Genomic DNA, 22,180 nt, shown 5'->3' with positions numbered 1-22,180 from the left:
TTTTTGTTTTACATATCATGATGCGCATGATGTTTTTGGCGTGAATGGTTACGGTTTTTTACTTTATGAGATCCGCTTAATGGTTCAGGTTGTCCTTTTTTTTCTTTCGCTTCACGATTGTTTTTTCCCATTGTATGTGACACCTCCTCTTCCTCTTTAGAATGAGAGAAGTTTGCAAATTTATACGAGAATGTTTTTAGAAAAAAAGGTAAAGATAATTGGGACTAACTATTACAGAAAGGGGATTATATAATGCCATATCATAAAGATAAACAACAAGCGTTTCAAGCAGCGCAGCAAGGCGTTACACAAGCAGAAAATGCATTTAACAACATTGTGAAAAATGATCCAAACTACGGTCATGATTTAAAAGAATTACGCCAAGAGGTTCAGGAAGCATATGAACAAATTCAAAATGCACTAGAGGTAGCTTCAGAAACACAACGTCCACAACTTGAGCAATATGAAAATAATCTCCAAAATATAATGCGAAATGTAGATCAATTAGAAAAGTAAATGAGGTTGTTGTTTATTCGACAACCTTGCTGCTTTAGTAAACGTTATGCTAAAACAGAAAATTTTTCTATTAGTTTTTTCTTTGCTATGTACAGTACATATATTTCAAGTGGAAAAAGTGGAAGCGAAAATGTTGCTCAGAAAAGAGTTAGAACCAACTGGTTATGTAACATGGGAAGTACCTAATAATGAAAAAATTATTGCAATTACATTTGATGATGGACCAGATCCAACGTATACACCACAAGTTTTAGATTTATTACGTCAATATAAGGCTGAAGCGACATTTTTTATGATTGGATTTCGAGTTCAGCGCAATCCATATTTAGTGAAACAAGTGTTAAAAGAGGGACATGAAATTGGAAATCATACGATGAATCATTTGTATGCGAGTAATTCATCAGATGAAAAATTAGAAAATGATATTTTAGATGGAAAGAAATTTTTTGAAAAATGGGTGAAAGAACCTTTGTTATTCCGTCCTCCTGGCGGATATATTAACGACGCTGTATTTAAAACAGCGAAAGAAGCTGGTTATCAAACTGTTCTATGGTCGTGGCATCAAGATCCACGTGATTGGGCAAATCCAGGGGTTGAATCCATTGTAAATCATGTAGTGAAAAATGCTAAAAGTGGCGATATTGTATTGTTACATGATGGAGGAAATGATCGTAGTCAAACGGTAGCGGCACTAGCAAAAATTTTACCTGAACTGAAAAAGCAGGGTTATCGATTTGTAACGGTTTCGGAATTACTACGTTATAAACATTAGAAAAAATCCCAAAAGGAAAATAGACCTTTTGGGATTTTTCTTTACTGGTTCTTTTTACGTTTCTTATTATTTTGTCGCTCTGCTGGAGTTAAAGGCTCGTTTGCAAATTCTTCATTGTAACCAGTTCCTTGTCCTTGTGCAGATGCAGCATTCATTCCTGAAATAGTATGATTTGCTTTTCTTTTACCCATTTTATTTCACCTCTATAACATTTTTTGTATGTTGAATGATGAGCAGTTCATAGTATGTACGAACTGTAAGTAAACCGCGGATAGAGCACTTTACTTTATGGTAATAGTATTCATAAGGAGCATGAAAGCTATTCAAATTTAGAAACATAAAGAAAACTTATGATAATCTATAAGTTTCTTATTATTTACTTATTTAGAAAGTTGTAATAAGATATTATCGTAAGGTATTGAAAAGTTTGTCTACATTTTATATTCAGACAACTTAGTCACGTTTAACAGGGGGGAAACATAATGGTCAAACATAATCCATTTCAATCACGTGCAACTTTTGAAGTAGATGGAAAAACGTATCATTATTATGATTTGAAAGCGCTTGAAAATGCAGGGGTTGGCAACGTATCTCAATTACCATATTCCGTGAAAGTTTTACTTGAATCAGTACTTCGTCAAGTAGACGGACGTGTAATCACAGAAGAGCATGTTACAAATTTAGCGAAATGGGGAACGAAAGATGTTCAAGATATCGATGTTCCATTTAAACCATCTCGTGTAATTTTACAAGATTTCACTGGTGTTCCAGCTGTTGTTGATTTGGCTTCGCTTCGTAAAGCAATGGCAGACATGGGCGGAGATCCTGACAAAATTAATCCTGAAATTACTGTAGACCTTGTAATTGACCACTCTGTACAGGTTGATAGAGCGGGTACGGCAGACGCGCTTGCATTCAACATGGACTTAGAGTTTAAACGTAATGAAGAACGTTATAAATTTTTAAGCTGGGCACAGAAATCATTTGATAACTACCGTGCGGTTCCACCAGCTACAGGTATTGTACACCAAGTAAACCTTGAATATTTAGCACCAGTTGTTCATGCTGTGAAAAATGCTGAAGGTGACTTAGTTGCATACCCAGATTCATTAGTTGGAACAGACTCACATACAACAATGATTAACGGTATCGGCGTTCTTGGATGGGGCGTTGGTGGTATTGAAGCAGAAGCAGGAATGCTTGGACAGCCTTCATACTTCCCAGTACCTGAAGTAATCGGTGTGAAATTAACTGGTACACTTCCAAGTGGTACTACAGCGACAGACGTTGCATTAAAAGTAACACAAGTATTACGTCAAAAAGGTGTAGTTGGTAAATTTGTTGAGTTCTTCGGTAATGGACTAAAGAGCATGCCTTTAGCTGACCGTGCAACAATTTCAAATATGGCACCAGAATACGGCGCAACTTGTGGATTCTTCCCAATCGATGATATTTCATTAGAATACTTACGTTTAACAGGTAGAGATGAAGAACAAATTCGCGTTGTTGAAGAATACTGTAAAGCGAACGGTTTATTCTATACAGCAGACAGTAAAGATCCAATCTATACTGATCTTGTTGAAATTGATTTAAATACAATTGAATCTAACCTTTCTGGACCGAAACGCCCACAAGATTTAATTCCACTTTCAGATATGAAAGATGCGTTCCATAAAGCTGTTGTAGCACCAGTTGGAACACAAGGACTTGGATTTAATGAGCAAGAGTTCGATAAAGAAGTGAAGGTTACATTAGAAGATAAAGAAGTAACGATGAAAACAGGTGCAATTGCAATCGCAGCAATTACAAGCTGTACAAATACATCAAACCCATACGTATTAATTGGAGCAGGTCTAGTTGCGAAGAAAGCAATTGAAAAAGGACTTGTAGTACCTGAGTATGTAAAAACATCATTAGCACCAGGATCTAAAGTTGTTACAGAGTACTTAGATAAGTCTGGTTTAACAACATATTTAGATCAATTAGGTTTCCAAACAGTTGGTTACGGCTGTACGACTTGTATCGGTAACTCTGGTCCATTAGCGCCAGAATTAGAAGAAGCAATCGCAGCAAACGACTTACTAGTAACATCTGTTTTATCTGGTAACCGTAACTTTGAAGGTCGTATTCATCCACTTGTAAAAGCAAACTACTTAGCATCACCACCACTTGTTGTGGCATATGCACTTGCAGGTACTGTTGATATTGACCTGAAAAATGATGAAATCGGTAAAGATGCAAATGGCAATGCTGTTTACTTCAACGATATTTGGCCATCAGCTAAAGAAATTGAAGATGTAGTTCAAAGCGTTGTTACATCTGAACTGTTCAAGAAAGAATATGCACAAGTATTTAACAGCAATGAGCGTTGGAATGAAATCCAAACTTCAAACGAAGCTTTATATACTTGGGATAATGATTCAACATACATTCAAAACCCACCATTCTTTGAAGGTTTATCTAAAGAACCAGGTGAAGTTGAAACGTTATCAGGCTTACGTGTAGTTGGTAAATTTGGTGACTCTGTAACGACAGACCACATTTCACCAGCAGGTTCAATCGGTAAGCACACACCAGCTGGACGCTACTTATTAGAAAACGGCGTACAACCAGTTGACTTTAACTCTTACGGTTCTCGTCGTGGTAACCATGAAGTTATGATGCGTGGTACATTCGCGAACATCCGTATTAAAAACCAAATTGCACCAGGAACAGAAGGCGGATATACAACATACTGGCCGACTGGTGAAGTAACATCAATCTATGATGCTGCTATGAAATATAAAGAAGATGGCACAGGTCTTCTAGTTGTTGCTGGTAAAGATTATGGTATGGGAAGTTCTCGTGACTGGGCTGCGAAAGGTACTAACTTATTAGGTATTAAAGCAGTAATCGCAGAAAGCTTCGAACGTATTCACCGCAGTAACTTAGTGTTAATGGGTGTATTACCACTTCAATTTAAAGATGGCGAAAGTGCTGAAACGTTAGGTCTTGTTGGTAACGAGTCATTTGAAATTCAAATCGACAAATCAGTTAGACCACGTGATCTTGTAAAAGTAGTTGCAACTGATTTAGATGGCAACGAAAAACAATTTGAAGTAGTAGCTCGTTTCGATAGTGAAGTTGAAATTGATTACTACCGTCACGGTGGTATTCTGCAAATGGTTCTTCGTGAGAAAATTGAAGAATCAAAAGTGTCGAACTAAATAATTGAAATGAACAATAAGGAAGCTAACAATAGTTAGCTTCCTTATTTTATGGAAAGGGATGAAACCATTTGGTTTCATCCCTTTCTTTTTACTATAAAAATGGAGGAAACGTCATGACAGAGTATAAAAGAATATTGTTGCCGTTACGACAAGAGAAAATATTAGTAATAGTAGCTGTATGTAGTGGGATAATTGCTGCCATTTTAAATTTATCACGCCCAATTTTCATGGGATTAATTGTAGACAATCTTATTCAAAGAGAGCTAAAAGGTGCGTATTTATATATAGCTTTATTTGCGGGTAGTCGCTTTTTAATGTGGGCGAACAATCTTTTATTTGATTATATAAGTTCAAAAGCGAGTCAACGTATATTACAAACGAAACGTATAGAATTATTGCGTCACTATTTCTCATTACCGTTTGAAGAGAGTGAGAAGATTAAGCAAGGAGAGTTAGAAACTTTGGTCGTGTCTGATATTCCGAACTGGGTCAGATTATATGGCTCTATATTAATAGAATATATACACGCTATTGCCCAATTTATTGGAGCTTTCATAGCACTACAACATATAGATATACAGTTTATATTGTGGGTAACTCCGTTTTTATTTTTAAGTACAATTGTTCCAATACTGATGGGAGAAAAGGTAAGAGATATTGCAAGCGTTGCTCAAAAAAATCACTCAAGTGTTGTAGAGATGGTGTCACAGTTTGTAAAGGGGATACAAGATTTACGGAGTTTACAAAAAGAAAAATGGGCAATTCGCTTATTTAAAAGAGTAACGGCACAATCGTATAAATCGGAAGTAAAGAAGACGATGATGCAACATTGTATTGGAGTAGTTGGAACGGTGATTGAAACAGGAGCATATATCCTTGTTCTCATTATAGGTGCACAAAAAATAATGAGGGGAGAAATAGAAGTTGGTTCACTCATTGCAGTGTTAGCGACAATTGAGATGCTCTTTTTCCCTGTCCGTTATGTGGGCGATTTATTAATAATGACACAAGTTGCAGTCGCTTCGGCAAATAGAACTTTTTGCTTTTTAAATAAACGAGCAGCAGATAACAATGTAGAAAGAGCGATGGGTATCAGGATAACAAATGTTTCATTTCAGGAGAATGACGAAGAGAAATGCAGAATTCGTAATATTGATTTGCAAATTCGTCCTGGTGAACTCGTTATTATTGTGGGAGAAAGCGGTGCAGGAAAAACAACGCTTTTAAAGTTAATAACGGGCTTGTATAAACCATCTAACGGTAGCATTGCTTATTATGGTAATGAAGCTCGTATGACTACAGTTTGGCAAGAACCACGTTTTTTCCGAACGACGGTAACAGAGAATATGTATTTCGGGGAAGAGTGTTTAGAAAATCAGTTAGAAAAAAATAGTGAACTTATAAATGTAACGCCGATTATTAGAGGGTTACCTGAAGGGAGTCAAACTGTGCTACATAAAAGCGGTGAAGAGTTTTCAGGAGGCGAAAGAAAACGTCTTGCATTATTACGAGCAATTGGTTCAAATCCGAATCTTATTATTTTAGATGAACCGACTGCGGGGTTAGATCCGAGTAATCAAGAAACTGTTTGGAATATGATTGAAGGACTGGGAATAGATGTAACGAGAATTGTGGCAACACATGATGTAGAGAAAGTGATACTAGCGGATCGTGTTGTCATAATGAGAGAAGGAAGTATTGTTGCATGTGGAAGTCCTGAAAAATTAATAAATAGTCATTCATTTTGAAAGAGATGTGAATAAAGATAAGAGCAGTGCCCTTATCTTTATTCAACATCATTTATTTGATATTGGATAGATTCTGAATGATTTAGATCTACGTTAAAAGTAGCAGTCATAAGGAAAGTTGCAATTCCAAGGATTAAGAAAAGGACGAATGAGACTAGAGAGATGTAAAGACAAATACGCCCTACTTTCTTTTTTTCAAGATCGTTACTAAAGAGTGAAATGATCCATGTAATAATACCGATTGGGTATAAAAGAAAACTAAGAATATATAATGTTATTTTTTCGAATGAATTCATAAAAAATCCCCCTTTTGTTGAAGTTTATATAACTACGAAAGTAAAAAGGTGAATGGGCCCATAAGAAGATAAACAACACTTCATCTGTTTTTCTAATTATATGATAAAAAGGAAAAGATTACACTTCAAATGAGAATATTCTAATTATTTCGACTCTGAATATTTCCAAGCTTGTCCGTATAAGCTAAAATAAGGTATATAGTATTTTGATGAATGTGTTAAAAGAAGATAATACGTTAGGGTGATATAAAATGTGGCGGAAGCTTACGATTATTGTAGTGTTACTTTGTTTAGCGGGATATGCAGCTTATGAACAGTTTGGTAATAAAGAGCAGGCGGTAAAAGTGAAGCAAGAAAAAAGTGAAGCTGCGATGAAAGAGATTATCGCAAGGAATGGTATTGAGATAGGGAAGAGCGCACCAGACTTTGAATTAACTAAGTTAGATGGGACAAATGTAAAGTTATCGGATTTAAAAGGAAAGAAAGTAATTTTAAACTTTTGGGCTACGTGGTGTGGACCATGTCAGCAAGAAATGCCTGATATGGAGGCTTTCTATAAAGAACATAAAGAAAACGTAGAAATTTTAGCAATCAATTATACGCCTTCAGAAAAAGGTGGGGGGGAAGAAAAGGTAAGCAATTTTATTAAAGAAAAAGGAATTACTTTTCCTGTTTTATTGGACAAGAACATTGATGTGACAACAGCGTATAAAGTAATTACGATTCCAACTTCGTATTTTATAGATACAAAAGGTGTCATTCAAGATAAGTTTATTGGGCCGATGACGCAAAAAGAGATGGAGAAAAGGGTTGCTAAATTAAAATAATGGTAAAAAGGTAGAGGTGGAGAGTTCCCATTTCTGCCTTTTCTTTTTCAAGTAGTAATAACTTCATGATATGATGTAAGAAATATAAACGTTTAGAGATAAAGGAGTGTATGGAGTGGGGAATGTATCCTTACCGTTAGATTATGTTGTAATTGATTTTGAAACAACAGGATTTAACCCTTATAATGATAAAATTATTCAAGTTGCAGCGGTGAAATATCGTAATCATGAACTGGTAGATCAATTTGTTTCATACGTGAATCCAGAGCGGCCAATTCCGGACCGAATAACGAGTTTAACAGGTATTACCAATTATCGTGTTTCAGATGCACCGACGATTGAAGAAGTGTTACCTTTATTTTTAGCATTTTTACATACAAATGTTATTGTGGCTCATAATGCTTCTTTTGATATGCGCTTTTTGAAAAGTAATGTAAATATGCTTGGGTTGCCTGAACCTAAAAATAAAGTAATTGATACTGTATTTTTAGCGAAGAAATACATGAAGCATGCGCCTAATCATAAACTTGAAACGTTAAAACGAATGCTTGGAATTCGTTTAAGCTCTCATAATGCATTTGACGATTGCATTACGTGTGCTGCTGTTTATCAAAAGTGTGCAGCTATTGAAGAAGAAGGGAAACGAAAAGTAAATAAGGCTATGCTTGATGAAACTGCGGTATATGAAGCGGTGAAAGAAATACTTGCATGTAATAAACGTAATGTAGAATGGCTACGTTGTATGAACGTAGGAAGTTATTTAGATATAAAAGCTTTTTATCCAGTTATGAGATTAAAGGTAAAAGGGCGAAAGAAATATGTATTAACAGAGATATTAGAAGAAGATGTGAAAGAAATATGTACAAGTTTAAAATGTGAACCGGCGTTAAAAAGTGAAGTTGGTAATACGAGAATTATGCTTAATAGCTTAGAGGATGTTATGAAATTAGAAAGTTATATTTTAGAGCAGTATGATTTTGTATTACAGGCGCTTCATGATTATAAAGAAAATGAAATGAATGCAGATGAAAAGTTGAAAGAGTATTTAAATATTATGGTATAAAAAACTCCGTGTGCAATATATTGTACACGGAGTTTTTTTAGGAGTACTAAAACATAAAATTTTCTTGCAAATCTGATTAAAGAGTTTTTTGTTTGCTCATACTATGTAATAAGAAAGCGAAGGAGAGAGGGTGAACAACATGAGAAGAAGTCGCCGTAAATCGTTTGAAGAACTTGTAAATGAAAATAAACAACAATTATTAAGCGATCGTGATGCAATTGATCGCATTGAAGAGCGCATTGAAAAACGTTATGAAATGAAACTTTTTAAGCAAGCTGAATAATTCTTAACACTAGTACGATACTAGTGTTAAGGAGGCGATAGTAATGGGTAATCCGAAAAAAAATTCAAAAGACTTTGCACCAAATCATATTGGAACACAATCGAAAAAAGCTGGTGGAAATAAAGGAAAGCAAATGCAAGATCAAACAGGTAAACAACCGATTGTTGATAATGGTTAAAGAAAAGGAGAATATTACATTCTCCTTTTTTATGTATAAATTTGAGGAAAGATAGGTAATTTAAGATGGTGTGTATATACAATATTAGGAGGGAAGTACATGCCAAATCCAGATAATCGAAGTGACAACGCTGAAAAGTTACAAGAAATGGTGCAAAATACAGTTGATAACTTTAATGAAGCAAAAGAAACAGCGGAACTTTCTAATGAAAAAGATCGTGCTGCTATTGAAGCAAAAAATCAAAGACGTTTAGAAAGTATTGACTCATTAAAAAGTGAAATCAAAGATGAATCTTAACAAAATGTACAAAAAGGGCTGACTTTTGTCAGCCCTTTTTCGTAATCGTAAAATTTTCAACGAGTAAACGCCAATTTTGTGGGAATGGTAAACCGATTTTCCAGTAACTAATACCACCTATACCTTGTTCTTTCATTAAATTGAATTTACTTTGAACAGACCGTGAATCTTCAAACCAAACTTCGTGTTGCACGCCGTTTTCATCAAAATAATTAAAATGAGGAGCTTGGGCTGTGAAATCATAACGAATAGGGACATTATATTTACGAGCTAGTGCAACAGCTGCGACAGAGCTAATTGCTTTTGCGGGTGGATTTCCTTGTTTAAATGGAAGCTTCCAATCAAACCCGTATAAATTTTGCCCCATCATAATTTTTTGTGGAGGCATTTGAGATTTTGCATATTGAAGTACTTCTTTCACTGGACCGATAGGAGAAATCGCCATCGGTGGACCGCCTTGCCATCCCCAGTCATATGTCATAATGACGACGAAATCAACAATTTGCCCTTGCGCTTTATAATCGTGAGCTTCGAAAAATTTTCCCTTTTGATTTGAACTTGTTTTCGGTACGAGAGTTGTGCTCAATGTGTACCCGCTAGGTAAGCGTGTTTTTACATTTCGTAAAAAGCGATTATACGCCTCGCGGTCTTCAGGTGCTACACTCTCGAAATCGAAATGAATGTCTCGCATGCCATATTTTTGAGCTGTTTGCAAAATGTTAGTAATAAATTTGTTTTGAATCGTTGCGTCGCGTAAAATAACTGATGTTAGATCGGCACTGAAATTACCATTTTCAATATTTGTAATAACGAGCATAGGGATTGTTTTACCTTGCGTTGCAATATTAGCAATTTTAGCTGTTTCAGTAGGTTCTTTTAATGTGCCATCTCTTTTTGCCTCAAAACTAAAATAGGCTAAGTATGTTAAAAATGGATTGATGGCGCGTGTCGCATTAACTAAACTCTCTTTAATCGGTATAGTTGAAGGTTGTAAATAAGCGATGGATTCTACAGCTCGTTTTGTGCCTTTTGGTACATATAATTGTTGTCCGACATGGAGAATAGATTTTAAAGATAAATTATTAACTTTAGCTAAACTAGCGAGGGGGACATTATATGTTTGAGAAATTCGATATAGGCTGTCACCAGGCTGTACATAATAATTATTCCCTTTCGTATTAACGATAAGTGCCTGACCAACAACGAGCGTTTCAGCTGGATTTAATCCATTGTCTTTTACTATTTCGTCAGGTGTTGATCCATATTTTGATGCCAAGCTATATACGCTATCACCACTACGAACCGTTACAATTTGAATCATATGCTGGCTCCTTTCGGGAAAAGATTCACTATTTTTATTTTATTTTTGATGTCACTGTATTATGATTAAATGTATGCAAGGTAGCAGAAGTGAAAGAAGGCGAATACATATGTTTGTAGCAGAACATGAAGTTGAAATCCGTTATGCGGAAACAGATCAAATGGGTGTTGTTTACCATTCAAACTACTTAGTGTGGCTTGAGTTAGGTCGCACGAAACTTATACAAGATTTAGGTTTTTCATATGTTGAAATGGAGAAAGAAGGAATTATTTCTCCTGTGTTAGATTTACAAATTTCATACCGTAAAGCGATGCGTTACGGAGAAAAAGCAATCGTAAAAACATGGGTAGATACTGTGAGCCCACTTCGCGTTGTATATGGTTATGAAATATATAATGGTGATGGTGAACTGTGTATTACTGCAAGCACAACGAATATTTGTGCGAAAAAAGAAGGGTTCCGCCCTGTATCATTTAAAAAGTTATATCCTGAGTGGTATGCGAAATATGAGGAAATTAAGAAAAAATAAAAAAGCGTGGCAGAAGCCACGTTTTTTTATTTTTCATAATTAAATTGTGGGAAGTCGTCACCTTCGTTAAGTGTAACAGATAAATTATGTCCATCGAAGAACCATTCATCATCGCCTTCAATAAAGAAATTAATACCTTCTTCTTGAATTTGAACAGCAGGATGTGCAGGATCATCTTTACGAATACCTAAAGAAAGTCCTTTTTGCACAGTACTGCAACCACCGTATTGTACGAAAAAGCGTAGTGTTTCATTTGATTGTAAGTTTAATTCAGTTTTATACCATTGTGCTGCTTCTTTTGTTACGGAAAGATTCATGTATAGTTCCTCCAAATTATGTTGCTTTTTCTTTAGTATAAAAAATAACGCAAAAAGACGCTATTAATATGCTTCACGTTTTCTTTTTGCGTTATGTGGGTTACGATCTTATTTTTGCTTTTTTGAAAAGTTTGCTTTTGGTTCAGTTTTATTTATAATTCGTCCGATATTTGCACGGTGTTTATAAATAACCATACCTGCTAATAAACACATCGCAATAATGAAGATTTTATCCCCGCTAACAATGGATGCAATAACAGCAACAACTGCTGTTACCATAGAAGAAAGTGATACGTATCTTGTTGTAAATAAAAGGGTGAAAAATACAACAGCCAATATTGCAAAAACAACTGGTGAATAGCATAATAGCACCCCAGCAGAAGTTGCAACTGCTTTACCACCGCGGAATTTCGCGAAGATTGGATAGACATGTCCAAGAACAGCCGCTAACCCGAACCATAGTGGATGAATATCTAACCCGAAAATCATTGGTAGACTTGTTGCTAATGTCCCTTTTAAAATGTCAGCAATTGTAACGGTAAAACCTGCTTTTTTCCCTAATGTGCGGAATGTGTTTGTTCCGCCTAGATTACCGCTCCCGTGCTCACGAATATCGATTCCGTAGCCGATTTTTCCAACAACTAGTGCAAATGGAATCGAGCCAAGTAAGTAGGCAACGATAAATAAAAGATATGTAGTAACCATAAGTTCAGTCTCCTTTATTCAAATGTGTTGATAAAGGGTAAAAAGAGTTTTTCCCGTATATTGTACCATACATTTGTAAAGAGCACATTTCTTTTTTGTAAATGAAAAATTCATTATTTCGTGAAAAAAATTTCACAGTAATGTTACATTTCTCACAGAAACAGTAAGACTATATGTAGTAACATTTTAATCAAAAGATAACAACATATTGGTGGAGGGTTATAAATGTTACAAAATAATACACGTGGAGAAGAAGAATTAATGAAAGTGTTTGAGACAATAGTCCACGGCAATGAACAAGATTTGATGCAAGAAAATGCAAATGTAGACGGCCGCTCTCCAATGGGCGTAATGGGAACATTCGCATCTGAGAGTGCAAAATATTATGCTGTTGAGAATTTATTGTCAGATCAAGTGAAAAAAGCCATAAATGAAAATATATTATATCCACATGATTTAGATTTTTATGCAACAGGAACGACGACTTGTTCACAAATTCCGTTAGCGCAAATGCTTGCTAATGGTTTTCATACTGGACATGGACATATGAGACAACCGCAAGACATTAAAAGTGCATTGGCTCTTTCGTCTATTATTTTTCAAGCGAATCAAAATATGCAGCATGGTGGTCAATCGTTTGCACTCTTTGATATTGATTTAGCACCTTATGTACGAAAAACAATTGAGAGACATAAAAAACGATTACAATCATATCCGCTTACGAAAGAACAAATAGAAGAATTTGCATGGGAAGAAACGGAAAATGATACGTATCAAGCGTGTGAGGCTTTCGTTCATAATTCGAATAGTATGCATAGTAGGGGCGGAGGACAAGTACCGTTTATTTCTATTAATTATGGAACAGATACATCAAAAGAAGGAAGAATGTTAATTAAACAACTTTTAAAAGCGACACAAGCTGGACTTGGTAAAGGGGAGACACCGATTTTTCCGATTCAAATTTTCAAGATGAAAAAAGGTGTGAATTTTGAAGAAAGTGATCCGAACTACGATTTATTTGAATTAGCATTAGAGACAACGGCTGAACGATTGTTCCCTAACTTTTCATTTTTAGATGCTCCGTTTAATGCAGTACATTATGATGGAAGACCAGAAAGTGAAGTATGTTACATGGGATGTCGTACCCGTGTTATGTCTAATATACATGGAGAAGAAACAGCGATTGGTAGAGGGAATTTATCATTTACGTCTATTAATTTAGTGAAATTAGCGTTAATTAGTGGTTCAAAAGAAGCGTTTTTTGAAGCGCTAAACTATTATTTAGATTTAGGAATTAAGCAGTTATTAGAAAGATTTGCGTATCAATGTACGAAGCGAGCAAGAGATTTTCAGTTTTTATATTCACAAGGTGTATGGCGTGGTGGAGAAACGTTGCAGCCTGAAGACTCCGTAGCCTCGATTTTAAAACAAGGGACGTTAAGTATTGGTTTTATCGGTCTTGCGGAATGTTTAGTAGCTTTAACAGGAAAGCATCATGGGGAAGATGAAGAATCATGGAAACTTGGGTATGAAATTATTTCCTTTATGAGAGATAGAATGGATAAAGCGACAGAAGAACATCAACTGAATTTCTCAGTAATTGCAACTCCAGCAGAAGGATTATCAGGGAAGTTTGTGAAAAAAGATAGAAAAGAATTTGGCGTGATTAGCGGTATAACGAACCATAATTACTATACGAATTCATTCCATATTCCAGTTTATTATAACATTCAAGCGATAAATAAAATCCGTTTAGAAGGCCCGTTTCATGCTCTATGTAACGGGGGACATATTACTTATATTGAACTAGACGGAGCAGCAATGCATAACAAAAAGGCATTAAAACAAATTGTACAAGCCATGGCAGAACATGGCGTTGGATACGGTTCAATTAATCATCCTGTTGACCGTTGTAAGTGCTGTAGTTATCACGGGGTTATTGGGAATGAATGTCCAAGTTGCGGGAATGAAGATGAGGCTAATATAGAAAGAATTCGCCGTATAACAGGCTATCTTGTAGGAGATATGTCAAAGTGGAATAGTGCGAAACGTAGTGAAGAGATAGATCGGGTGAAACATAAATGAAAGTGATGAATATTATTCATGATAGTGTAGTAGATGGAGAAGGATTGCGGACAGTCGTGTTTTTTGCGGGCTGTCCGCATCGTTGCGTTGGTTGCCACAATCCGAAATCGTGGAATATTTGCAACGGAACGGAAATGACAGTAGAAGAAATTGTGAAAGAGATTGCAAGTAATCCATTAACTGATGTAACATTTTCAGGTGGAGATCCATTTTTTCAAGCTGCTGAAGTGAAAATGGTAGCAAAAATCGTGAAAGATTTGAAAAAAAACCTATGGATGTATACAGGTTATACGTTAGAAGAGATACAGAGTTCTCAAAATAATGATATGATAGAGTTGTTACATTATGGGGATGTTTTAGTCGATGGAAGGTTTGAAATTGAGGAAAAAGATTTAACACTTCCATTTCGCGGAAGCTCCAATCAACGTATTATTCGATTGAAAGAGTAAAAAGGCGGGATAGATTATATGAATAAAACAGTATTGCTTGTTGAAGATGAAAGAAGATTACGTGAAATTGTTAGTGATTATTTTCGTAATGAAGGCTTTGAAGTAATCGAAGCAGAAGATGGAAAAAAAGCGTTAGAGTTATTTGCAGAGCATGAAATTGATTTAATTATGTTAGATATTATGTTACCGGAAATAGATGGATGGTCTGTTTGTAGAAGAATTAGAAAAGAATCAGCAGTACCAATTATTATGTTGACAGCACGTTCGGATGAGGATGATACATTGCTAGGTTTCGAATTAGGTGCAGACGAGTATGTAACGAAACCATTTAGCCCGAAAGTATTAGTAGCTCGCGCAAAGACGTTATTGAAACGTGCGGATGGTGCGGTAGGAGTAGCGGAAGAAAATGCTATGTCTTTAGCTGGAATAGAAGTGAATCGTCTATCTAGAACTGTTTTAGTAGATGGAGAAGAAATTATATTGACACATAAAGAATTTGAACTTCTTGTGTATTTAATGGAGAACAAAGGAATTGTGTTATCACGTCAACATTTATTAGACCAGTTATGGGGATATGACTATTACGGTGATGACCGAACGGTTGATACCCATATTAAAAAACTTCGAAATAAGCTAGGAGATAAAGCGAAGCATATCGGTACTGTTATTCGAGTTGGTTATAAATTTGAAGAATAATCTAGAACGATTTGTGTAATTTAGCCTAGGGAAATGGTAATTTTATACTCTCTTTTGAAGGTAAAATGTACAAAAAATACTTTTTTTGTCTACAATGTTAGATAAGTGTATTTTTTTAATTGGATTTCACGATGAGTTCACAAGAAGGACACAAAACGTGACTATACTGAAAATACGAATTCACCAGAGAGGGGAAATAAAACATGGGATATTACGACGGACCAAATTTAAATGAAGAGCATAGTGAAACGAGAGAAGTGAGAAAATCAGGTAGTAAAAAAGGCTATTTCTTCACAGGTTTAGTGGGAGCTGTAGTCGGAGCGGTTTCGATTAGTTTTGCAGCACCATATATGCCATGGGCTCAAAATAATGGAGCGCCAGTATCATCATTTAGTTCGGATTCAAAAGTAGAAGGTACTGTAGTTCCTGTTGTAAATAAAGCGAAAAATGAAACTGATTTACCTGGTATGATTGAAGGGGCGAAAGATGTTGTTGTAGGTGTTATTAATATGCAACAAAGTGTTGATCCATTTGCAATGCAACCGACAGGTCAAGAACAACAAGCCGGTTCAGGATCAGGTGTTATTTATAAAAAAGCAGGAAATAAAGCATATATTGTAACAAACAACCACGTAGTAGATGGAGCAAATAAACTTGCTGTGAAGCTGAGCGACGGAAAGCAAGTTGATGCGAAATTAGTTGGTAAGGACCCTTGGTTAGACTTAGCGGTTGTTGAAATTGATGGATCTAATGTAAATAAAGTTGCCACTTTAGGTGATTCAAGTAAACTTCGTGCGGGTGAAAAAGCCATTGCAATCGGTAATCCACTTGGATTTGATGGAAGTGTAACGGAAGGTATAATCAGTAGTAAAGAACGCGAAATTCCGGTTGATATTGATGGGGATAAACGACCAGATTGGCAAGCACAAGTTATTCAAACGGATGCAGCGATTAATCCAGGTAATAGTGGTGGTGCATTATTTAACCAAAATGGTGAAATAATTGGGATTAATTCAAGTAAAATTGCACAACAAGAAGTTGAAGGAATTGGATTTGCTATTCCAATTAACATCGCAAAACCAGTTATTGAATCTCTTGAAAAAGATGGAGTAGTAAAACGTCCAGCTCTTGGAGTAGGTGTTGTTTCACTAGAAGATGTGCAAGCTTATGCAGTCAATCAATTGAAAGTACCGAAAGAAGTAACAAACGGCGTTGTATTAGGTAAAATTTACCCAATATCACCAGCTGAAAAAGCTGGTTTAGAGCAATATGATATTGTAGTAGCATTAGATAATCAAAAAGTAGAGAATGCTCTTCAATTCCGTAAATATTTATATGAAAAGAAAAAAGTAGGCGAGAAAGTAGAAGTTACATTCTACCGTAACGGTCAAAAAATGACGAAATCGGCTACTTTAGCAGATAATTCAGCTACAAAGAATCAATAATCGAAATAAAAGAAAGTCTCTTTCATATTGAAAGAGACTTTCTTTATCGGCTATACTAAAGGAATAGGAGGGATTAATTATGACAATTGAAAACCCAACTCGTACGGAAATTGGTGAAGTGTTAAAGAAAAGCAAAACAATTGCGGTTGTTGGATTATCAGATAAGCCAGAACGTACATCGTATATGGTTTCAAAAGCAATGCAAGATGCTGGATACCGCATTATTCCAGTTAATCCAACAGTAGATGAGGTGCTCGGAGAAAAGGCAGTTTCTTCACTAAAGGATATTAAGGAACACGTTGACATTGTAAATGTATTTCGTCGCTCAGAGTTTTTAATGGATGTTGCAAAAGAATTTGTAGAGATTGATGCAGATGTTTTTTGGGCACAATTAGGAGTACAAGATGAGGATACATATAAACTTTTAAAAGAAAAAGACTATACTGTAATAATGGATCGTTGTATTAAAGTAGAACATGCGATGACAAAATAGTATAGATTTAAAGGTAGAAAGATTGATTCAGCCCTCATTATAGATAAGTAGGGCCGATGAACGAGGTGTTCATCATGAGATTTTTTAAAGGCTGTTTTTGGGGATTGTTATTTGTAATCCCATTTTGGATCTTGATCATTTGGATCATAATAAAGGTTTGGAATGTGTAATCTTGGAATACATATCCATTTCTCGTTGACAAACGATTATTTTTCTGAAATAGTAGCCTAGAGGAATCCTTGTGAGAAAACAAGGATTTTTCTATTGAAGATGGTATATAAAAGAGATAAGATAACTTGCCAAAACTATAGTCGAGGCGTTATTCTATAATAGAAACATATGTTCTGATTTTGAATTAGGAAAGGGGCAAGGAGTTTGGCGAAGCATCAGTTCCAATATAATGAAGATGCGATTCAAGTGTTAGAAGGACTTGAAGCCGTTCGAAAACGCCCGGGTATGTATATCGGGAGTACGGATAGCCGTGGATTGCATCATTTAGTATATGAAATAGTAGATAACTCCGTTGACGAAGCGTTAGCGGGATTTGGCGACGAAATTTCAGTCGTAATACATAAAGATAATAGTATTAGCGTTATAGATAAAGGGCGAGGAATGCCTACGGGAATGCATAAACTTGGGAAACCTACACCTGAAGTTATTTTAACTGTACTTCATGCAGGTGGTAAGTTTGGTCAAGGTGGTTACAAAACGAGTGGTGGTTTGCACGGTGTTGGGGCATCGGTTGTAAATGCCTTATCAGAATGGTTAGTCGTAACGATTAAGCGTGACGGAAATATTTACGAACAACGCTTTGAAAATGGCGGTGTTCCTGTAACGACGCTTGAGAAAATCGGGAAGACGAAAGAGTCTGGTACTACGATGCATTTCAAACCAGATACAACGATTTTCAGCACGACAAATTACAATTATGAAACATTATGTGAGAGATTACGTGAATCTGCATTCTTATTAAAAGGAATGAAAATCTCGATAAAAGACGAACGTAATGATTTAGAAGATATATTTCATTATGAAACAGGAATCGAAGCTTTCGTTTCATATTTAAACGAAGAAAAAGATTCAATTCACCCGGTTGTATATTTCACTGGTGAACAAAACGGGATTGAAGCAGAACTAGCATTCCAGTTTAATGATGGTTACTCAGAAAATATTCTTTCGTTTGTAAATAACGTACGTACAAAAGATGGTGGAACACACGAAGCTGGATTTAAAACAGCGATGACGCGTGTGTTTAACGAGTATGCTCGTAAAGTAGCACTATTAAAAGAAAAAGATAAAAACTTAGAAGGTACAGATATTCGTGAAGGTGTAGCGGCTATCGTTTCGGTACGTGTACCAGAAGAAGTGCTTCAGTTTGAAGGGCAAACGAAGGGGAAACTAGGTACAAGTGAAGCGCGTTCTTCAATTGATGCCATTGTATCTGAGCATTTAGCATACTTTTTAGAAGAAAACCCTGATGTAGCTACACTTCTTGTGAGAAAAGCAATTAAAGCAGCACAAGCCCGTGAAGCAGCCCGTAAAGCAAGAGAAGAAGCGCGTAGTGGTAAGAAAAAGAAAAAATCAGAAGGTACGTTAAGCGGGAAATTAACACCTGCACAATCACGTAACCCGCAAAAAAATGAACTGTACCTAGTAGAGGGTGACTCTGCCGGTGGTTCTGCGAAACAAGGACGAGACCGACGTTTCCAGGCCGTATTACCGTTACGTGGTAAAGTAATTAATACAGAAAAAGCAAAGCTTGCTGATATCTTTAAAAATGAAGAGATTAATACAATCATTTATGCGATTGGCGGCGGTGTAGGAAATGAATTTGATGTTGAAGATATTAACTACGATAAAGTTGTAATTATGACCGATGCCGATACGGATGGGGCTCATATTCAAGTATTGTTATTAACGTTCTTCTACAGATATATGAAGCCACTTATCGAAGCTGGTAAAGTATTTATCGCACTTCCTCCTTTATACAAAGTAAGTAAAGGAAAAGGTAAGAGTGAGGTAATTGAATACGCTTGGTCAGATGAGGAATTAGACGGTGTAACGAAAAAAGTTGGAAAAGGCTATATGTTACAACGTTATAAAGGACTTGGTGAAATGAATGCGGATCAATTATGGGAAACAACAATGAATCCTGAAACGCGTACATTAATTCGCGTGAAAATTGATGATGCAGCAAGAGCAGAGCGTCGCGTTACAACATTAATGGGCGATAAAGTAGAACCGCGCCGTAAATGGATTGAACGTAATGTACAGTTTGGTATGCAAGAAGAAGGAAATATTTTAGAAAATGAAATGATTATGGAGACGGAGGTGGAATAACATGCAAGCAGAGAAGTTTCATGACCTCCCGCTTGAAGACGTGTTAGGTGATCGCTTTGCACGTTATAGTAAATATATTATTCAAGATCGTGCACTTCCAGATGCACGTGATGGCTTAAAGCCAGTACAAAGACGTATTTTATATTCTATGTATGTAGAAGGTAATGTACATGATAAAGCGTTTCGTAAATCAGCTAAAACAGTAGGTAATGTTATCGGTAATTATCATCCACATGGAGATTCCTCTGTATATGAAGCAATGGTACGCTTAAGCCAAACTTGGAAAGTACGTAATGTTTTAGTTGAAATGCATGGTAATAACGGTAGTGTTGATGGGGACCCAGCGGCAGCGATGCGTTATACGGAAGCTCGTTTATCACCAATCGCATCTGAATTATTACGTGATCTTGATAAAGAAACAGTTGAATTCGTGTCAAACTTTGATGATACGAGTGAAGAACCAGTTGTATTACCAGCAGCGTTCCCGAATTTATTAGTGAACGGATCTACAGGGATTTCCGCTGGTTATGCAACAGAAATTCCTCCGCATCATCTTGGAGAAGTTATTGATGCTACAATGATGCGTATCGATAAGCCAAATAGTACTGTTGACGATTTATTAACAGTTATGAAAGGACCAGATTTCCCAACAGGCGGTATTATTCAGGGGATTGATGGTATTAAAAAGGCGTATGAAACAGGTAAAGGTAAAATTATTATTCGCGGAAAAGCAGAAGTTGAAACAGTGCGCGGTGGGAAACAACAAATTGTAATCACTGAAATTCCTTACGAAGTGAATAAGGCAAACCTTGTAAAGAAAATGGATGAATTACGTCTAGATAAAAAGTTAGATGGTATTGCTGAAGTGCGTGATGAGACAGATCGTACTGGTTTACGAATTGTTGTTGAATTAAAGAAAGAAGCAAACTCCGAAGGTATTTTAAATTATTTATATAAAAATACAGATTTGCAAATTCCATATAACTTTAATATGGTAGCGATCAATAATCGTCGTCCAACACTTATGACATTACCGAAAATTTTAGATGCTTATATTGGACATCAAAAAGAGGTTATTACGAGACGTTCGCAATATGAATTAAGAAAAGCAGAAAATCGTCAACATATTGTAGAAGGTTTAAAGAAAGCATTATCGATTTTAGACCAAGTAATTGAGACAATTCGAGCTTCAAAAGATAAACGTAACGCGAAAGATAATTTAAGTGCAAAATTTGGCTTTACAGAAGCACAGGCAGAAGCAATTGTTTCCTTGCAATTATATCGCTTAACGAATACAGACATTACGGCGTTACAAGAAGAAGCAGATGAGCTTAATAAGAAAATTATTGAGCTACAGGCAATTTTACAAAGTGAAAAAAGATTACTTCAAGTAATTAAAACAGATTTAAAGAGAGTTAAGAAAACATATAGTGATGATCGACGCGCGATTATTGAAGATCAAATCGAGGAAATTAAAATCGATGTAGAAGTGATGATCCCACAAGAAGATGTCATCGTTACTGTAACGAAAGAAGGATATGTGAAACGTACTGGATGGCGCTCACATAATGCCTCAAACGGCAAAGACTTCGGTATGAAAGAGGGTGACATCTTACTTGAACGATTCGATACGAATACGACAGAGACAGTCCTCTTATTTACGAATAAAGGAAACTATATATATCTGCCAGTATACGAAATGCCAGATATTCGTTGGAAAGATTTAGGTCAGCACGTTGCTAATATCGTTTCACTCGACCGGGATGAAACAATCATTTGGGCAACGGTTGTACCGAACTTTGAGGAAGAAAAACGATTTATCGTATTTGTAACACGAAATGGTATGATAAAGAAAACAGAATTAAATCAATATAAAGTTCAGCGTTATTCAAGGGCATTCGTTGCTGTAAACTTGAAAAAAGATGATGAAGTTGTCGATATATTTGCGACAGATGGAACGAGTGATATTGTTCTTGCTACACACGGTGCATATGCACTTATTTTCCATGAAGATGAAGTAAGTCCAGTCGGTGTAAGAGCTGCTGGTGTTAAAGCAATTAATTTAAAAGAAGATGACTATGTCGCTTCTGGTAAACCGTTAAATGGTGACAAAGATCAACTTATTCTCGTAACACAGCGCGGTGCTGTAAAACGTCTAAAAGCATCAGAAATTGAAAAGTCAACGAGGGCGAAACGCGGTCTTGTTATTTTCAAAGAATTAAAACGTAATCCGTACCGCATTGTCGGTATTGAAATTGTTCGGGACGATGAATTAGTTTACATGAAGACAGAGAAAAACATTGTAGAAGAGATTGATCCGAAAGCGTATCGAAATAAAGACCGGTATAGTAATGGTAGCCTTGTGCTAGATGTTAATGATACTGGTGAAGTAGTAGAAACGTGGACGAAGAAAAGACCAGAATAAAGAGGGCATCTTGCTATGAATAGTAGCAAGATGCTTTTTTCTAGGCAATTTATTATGTAAATAATAATAATCTTGTTATAATAACTGAATGAAATCGTTCTCATAAAGTGAAACTTTAATCAATGGGGAGTTTCTTCATCCTCACTGATTATTAGTTGAACCAATCGGGCTTTAACAAGCAGTTGA

Annotated in this window: 23 protein-coding genes; 17 read left to right on the top strand and 6 right to left on the bottom strand. The window is 36.0% G+C overall.

What is annotated here, in order from left to right:
• Positions 1-8: 8 nt before the first annotated feature.
• A complete protein-coding gene (locus tag DN399_RS17650; RefSeq protein ID WP_000517649.1) occupies positions 9-131 on the bottom strand; it encodes a small acid-soluble spore protein P in 123 nt (40 codons plus the stop codon).
• A gap of 121 nt (positions 132-252) precedes the next feature.
• Between DN399_RS17650 and DN399_RS17645 the strand changes: the two genes are divergently transcribed.
• Together DN399_RS17645 and pdaB are read left to right on the top strand one after the other, a co-directional pair.
• On the top strand, positions 253-516 hold the full coding sequence (locus DN399_RS17645; protein ID WP_001146295.1) for a hypothetical protein: 264 nt from the start codon (positions 253-255) through the stop codon (positions 514-516).
• A gap of 46 nt (positions 517-562) precedes the next feature.
• Positions 563-1,288 carry a polysaccharide deacetylase family sporulation protein PdaB gene (gene pdaB / locus DN399_RS17640; protein ID WP_149149867.1) on the top strand — a complete coding sequence of 242 codons (726 nt, stop codon included), beginning with the start codon at positions 563-565 and terminating at the stop codon, positions 1,286-1,288.
• A 41-nt stretch (positions 1,289-1,329) separates the two neighbouring features.
• Here pdaB and sspO read toward each other — a convergent pair whose 3' ends face one another.
• Entirely contained in the window at positions 1,330-1,479 is a 150-nt protein-coding gene (gene sspO, locus DN399_RS17635; RefSeq protein WP_000518057.1) for a small acid-soluble spore protein SspO, read from the bottom strand.
• Positions 1,480-1,770: 291 nt separating this feature from the next.
• On the opposite strand from sspO, the gene acnA reads away from it, so the two are divergent.
• Positions 1,771-4,494 (top strand): aconitate hydratase AcnA, encoded by a 2,724-nt coding sequence (gene acnA, locus DN399_RS17630; RefSeq protein ID WP_000238564.1) that lies wholly within the window; start codon positions 1,771-1,773, stop codon positions 4,492-4,494.
• A 116-nt stretch (positions 4,495-4,610) separates the two neighbouring features.
• Positions 4,611-6,245 carry an ABC transporter ATP-binding protein gene (locus tag DN399_RS17625; RefSeq protein WP_149149866.1) on the top strand — a complete coding sequence of 545 codons (1,635 nt, stop codon included), beginning with the start codon at positions 4,611-4,613 and terminating at the stop codon, positions 6,243-6,245.
• A 38-nt stretch (positions 6,246-6,283) separates the two neighbouring features.
• On the opposite strand, the gene DN399_RS17620 is transcribed toward DN399_RS17625, so the two are convergent.
• A complete protein-coding gene (locus DN399_RS17620) occupies positions 6,284-6,541 on the bottom strand; it encodes a hypothetical protein (protein ID WP_001083876.1) in 258 nt (85 codons plus the stop codon).
• Positions 6,542-6,792: 251 nt separating this feature from the next.
• Between DN399_RS17620 and DN399_RS17615 the strand changes: the two genes are divergently transcribed.
• From DN399_RS17615 to tlp, 5 genes are all read left to right on the top strand, one after another.
• Positions 6,793-7,368 (top strand): redoxin domain-containing protein, encoded by a 576-nt coding sequence (locus DN399_RS17615; RefSeq protein WP_000269084.1) that lies wholly within the window; start codon positions 6,793-6,795, stop codon positions 7,366-7,368.
• Between the two features lie 115 nt (positions 7,369-7,483).
• On the top strand, positions 7,484-8,431 hold the full coding sequence (locus DN399_RS17610) for a 3'-5' exonuclease (protein ID WP_000528755.1): 948 nt from the start codon (positions 7,484-7,486) through the stop codon (positions 8,429-8,431).
• 139 nt (positions 8,432-8,570) lie between these two features.
• Positions 8,571-8,714 carry an FbpB family small basic protein gene (locus DN399_RS17605; RefSeq protein WP_001254699.1) on the top strand — a complete coding sequence of 48 codons (144 nt, stop codon included), beginning with the start codon at positions 8,571-8,573 and terminating at the stop codon, positions 8,712-8,714.
• A 43-nt stretch (positions 8,715-8,757) separates the two neighbouring features.
• Entirely contained in the window at positions 8,758-8,892 is a 135-nt protein-coding gene (sspN, locus tag DN399_RS17600) for an acid-soluble spore protein SspN (protein WP_000527987.1), read from the top strand.
• Between the two features lie 99 nt (positions 8,893-8,991).
• The gene (gene tlp / locus DN399_RS17595) at positions 8,992-9,189 is read left to right on the top strand and encodes a small acid-soluble spore protein Tlp (protein ID WP_001133511.1); all 198 of its coding nucleotides are present in this window, start codon (positions 8,992-8,994) and stop codon (positions 9,187-9,189) included.
• A 28-nt stretch (positions 9,190-9,217) separates the two neighbouring features.
• Here the strand turns inward: tlp and DN399_RS17590 are convergent, their stop codons facing one another.
• Positions 9,218-10,510, bottom strand: coding sequence for a glycoside hydrolase family 18 protein (locus DN399_RS17590; RefSeq protein WP_000614858.1), 1,293 nt, complete (start codon positions 10,508-10,510; stop codon positions 9,218-9,220).
• A gap of 109 nt (positions 10,511-10,619) precedes the next feature.
• On the opposite strand from DN399_RS17590, the gene DN399_RS17585 reads away from it, so the two are divergent.
• Positions 10,620-11,039, top strand: a complete 420-nt coding sequence (locus DN399_RS17585; RefSeq protein WP_000495812.1) for an acyl-CoA thioesterase — start codon at positions 10,620-10,622, stop codon at positions 11,037-11,039.
• A gap of 26 nt (positions 11,040-11,065) precedes the next feature.
• Here DN399_RS17585 and DN399_RS17580 read toward each other — a convergent pair whose 3' ends face one another.
• A complete protein-coding gene (locus tag DN399_RS17580) occupies positions 11,066-11,356 on the bottom strand; it encodes a HesB/YadR/YfhF family protein (protein WP_001054455.1) in 291 nt (96 codons plus the stop codon).
• Between the two features lie 108 nt (positions 11,357-11,464).
• Positions 11,465-12,061 carry a glycerol-3-phosphate 1-O-acyltransferase PlsY gene (gene plsY / locus DN399_RS17575; RefSeq protein WP_000258974.1) on the bottom strand — a complete coding sequence of 199 codons (597 nt, stop codon included), beginning with the start codon at positions 12,059-12,061 and terminating at the stop codon, positions 11,465-11,467.
• A gap of 225 nt (positions 12,062-12,286) precedes the next feature.
• Here plsY and DN399_RS17570 point away from each other — a divergent pair, with 225 nt between their 5' ends.
• From DN399_RS17570 to parC, 7 genes are all read left to right on the top strand, one after another.
• On the top strand, positions 12,287-14,146 hold the full coding sequence (locus DN399_RS17570) for an anaerobic ribonucleoside triphosphate reductase (protein ID WP_000940063.1): 1,860 nt from the start codon (positions 12,287-12,289) through the stop codon (positions 14,144-14,146).
• The gene (nrdG, locus tag DN399_RS17565; protein WP_000867081.1) at positions 14,143-14,595 is read left to right on the top strand and encodes an anaerobic ribonucleoside-triphosphate reductase activating protein; all 453 of its coding nucleotides are present in this window, start codon (positions 14,143-14,145) and stop codon (positions 14,593-14,595) included. Before DN399_RS17570 ends, nrdG begins: the two co-directional genes overlap by 4 nt.
• An 18-nt stretch (positions 14,596-14,613) precedes the next feature.
• Positions 14,614-15,291, top strand: coding sequence for a response regulator transcription factor (locus DN399_RS17560; protein WP_001044679.1), 678 nt, complete (start codon positions 14,614-14,616; stop codon positions 15,289-15,291).
• Between the two features lie 203 nt (positions 15,292-15,494).
• A complete protein-coding gene (locus DN399_RS17555) occupies positions 15,495-16,736 on the top strand; it encodes a S1C family serine protease (RefSeq protein WP_000542646.1) in 1,242 nt (413 codons plus the stop codon).
• Positions 16,737-16,815: 79 nt separating this feature from the next.
• Entirely contained in the window at positions 16,816-17,229 is a 414-nt protein-coding gene (locus tag DN399_RS17550) for a CoA-binding protein (RefSeq protein ID WP_000151390.1), read from the top strand.
• A gap of 375 nt (positions 17,230-17,604) precedes the next feature.
• Positions 17,605-19,569: a DNA topoisomerase IV subunit B gene (gene parE / locus DN399_RS17545; protein WP_001062199.1), complete on the top strand. Its 1,965-nt coding sequence runs from the start codon at positions 17,605-17,607 to the stop codon at positions 19,567-19,569.
• 1 nt (position 19,570) lies between these two features.
• A complete protein-coding gene (gene parC / locus DN399_RS17540; RefSeq protein ID WP_001147470.1) occupies positions 19,571-21,994 on the top strand; it encodes a DNA topoisomerase IV subunit A in 2,424 nt (807 codons plus the stop codon).
• Positions 21,995-22,180 lie beyond the last annotated feature (186 nt).

Origin of the sequence: Bacillus sp. AR4-2, assembly GCF_008274865.1 — a bacterium.
GTDB lineage: Bacteria > Bacillota > Bacilli > Bacillales > Bacillaceae_G > Bacillus_A > Bacillus_A cereus.
Note: the sequence above shows the minus strand (reverse complement) of the source record. Positions and strands in the feature narration are given on the sequence as shown.

Bases quoted from the DNA above. Each gene is read 5' to 3' on its own strand.
- DN399_RS17650 (WP_000517649.1), bottom strand. From the start codon at position 131: ATGGGAAAAAACAATCGTGAAGCGAAAGAAAAAAAAGGACAACCTGAA.
- DN399_RS17645 (WP_001146295.1), top strand. From the start codon at position 253: ATGCCATATCATAAAGATAAACAACAAGCGTTTCAAGCAGCGCAGCAA.
- pdaB (WP_149149867.1), top strand. From the start codon at position 563: ATGCTAAAACAGAAAATTTTTCTATTAGTTTTTTCTTTGCTATGTACA.
- sspO (WP_000518057.1), bottom strand. From the start codon at position 1,479: ATGGGTAAAAGAAAAGCAAATCATACTATTTCAGGAATGAATGCTGCA.
- acnA (WP_000238564.1), top strand. From the start codon at position 1,771: ATGGTCAAACATAATCCATTTCAATCACGTGCAACTTTTGAAGTAGAT.
- DN399_RS17625 (WP_149149866.1), top strand. From the start codon at position 4,611: ATGACAGAGTATAAAAGAATATTGTTGCCGTTACGACAAGAGAAAATA.
- DN399_RS17620 (WP_001083876.1), bottom strand. From the start codon at position 6,541: ATGAATTCATTCGAAAAAATAACATTATATATTCTTAGTTTTCTTTTA.
- DN399_RS17615 (WP_000269084.1), top strand. From the start codon at position 6,793: ATGTGGCGGAAGCTTACGATTATTGTAGTGTTACTTTGTTTAGCGGGA.
- DN399_RS17605 (WP_001254699.1), top strand. From the start codon at position 8,571: ATGAGAAGAAGTCGCCGTAAATCGTTTGAAGAACTTGTAAATGAAAAT.
- sspN (WP_000527987.1), top strand. From the start codon at position 8,758: ATGGGTAATCCGAAAAAAAATTCAAAAGACTTTGCACCAAATCATATT.
- tlp (WP_001133511.1), top strand. From the start codon at position 8,992: ATGCCAAATCCAGATAATCGAAGTGACAACGCTGAAAAGTTACAAGAA.
- DN399_RS17590 (WP_000614858.1), bottom strand. From the start codon at position 10,510: ATGATTCAAATTGTAACGGTTCGTAGTGGTGATAGCGTATATAGCTTG.
- DN399_RS17585 (WP_000495812.1), top strand. From the start codon at position 10,620: ATGTTTGTAGCAGAACATGAAGTTGAAATCCGTTATGCGGAAACAGAT.
- DN399_RS17580 (WP_001054455.1), bottom strand. From the start codon at position 11,356: ATGAATCTTTCCGTAACAAAAGAAGCAGCACAATGGTATAAAACTGAA.
- plsY (WP_000258974.1), bottom strand. From the start codon at position 12,061: ATGGTTACTACATATCTTTTATTTATCGTTGCCTACTTACTTGGCTCG.
- DN399_RS17570 (WP_000940063.1), top strand. From the start codon at position 12,287: ATGTTACAAAATAATACACGTGGAGAAGAAGAATTAATGAAAGTGTTT.
- nrdG (WP_000867081.1), top strand. From the start codon at position 14,143: ATGAAAGTGATGAATATTATTCATGATAGTGTAGTAGATGGAGAAGGA.
- DN399_RS17560 (WP_001044679.1), top strand. From the start codon at position 14,614: ATGAATAAAACAGTATTGCTTGTTGAAGATGAAAGAAGATTACGTGAA.
- DN399_RS17555 (WP_000542646.1), top strand. From the start codon at position 15,495: ATGGGATATTACGACGGACCAAATTTAAATGAAGAGCATAGTGAAACG.
- DN399_RS17550 (WP_000151390.1), top strand. From the start codon at position 16,816: ATGACAATTGAAAACCCAACTCGTACGGAAATTGGTGAAGTGTTAAAG.
- parC (WP_001147470.1), top strand. From the start codon at position 19,571: ATGCAAGCAGAGAAGTTTCATGACCTCCCGCTTGAAGACGTGTTAGGT.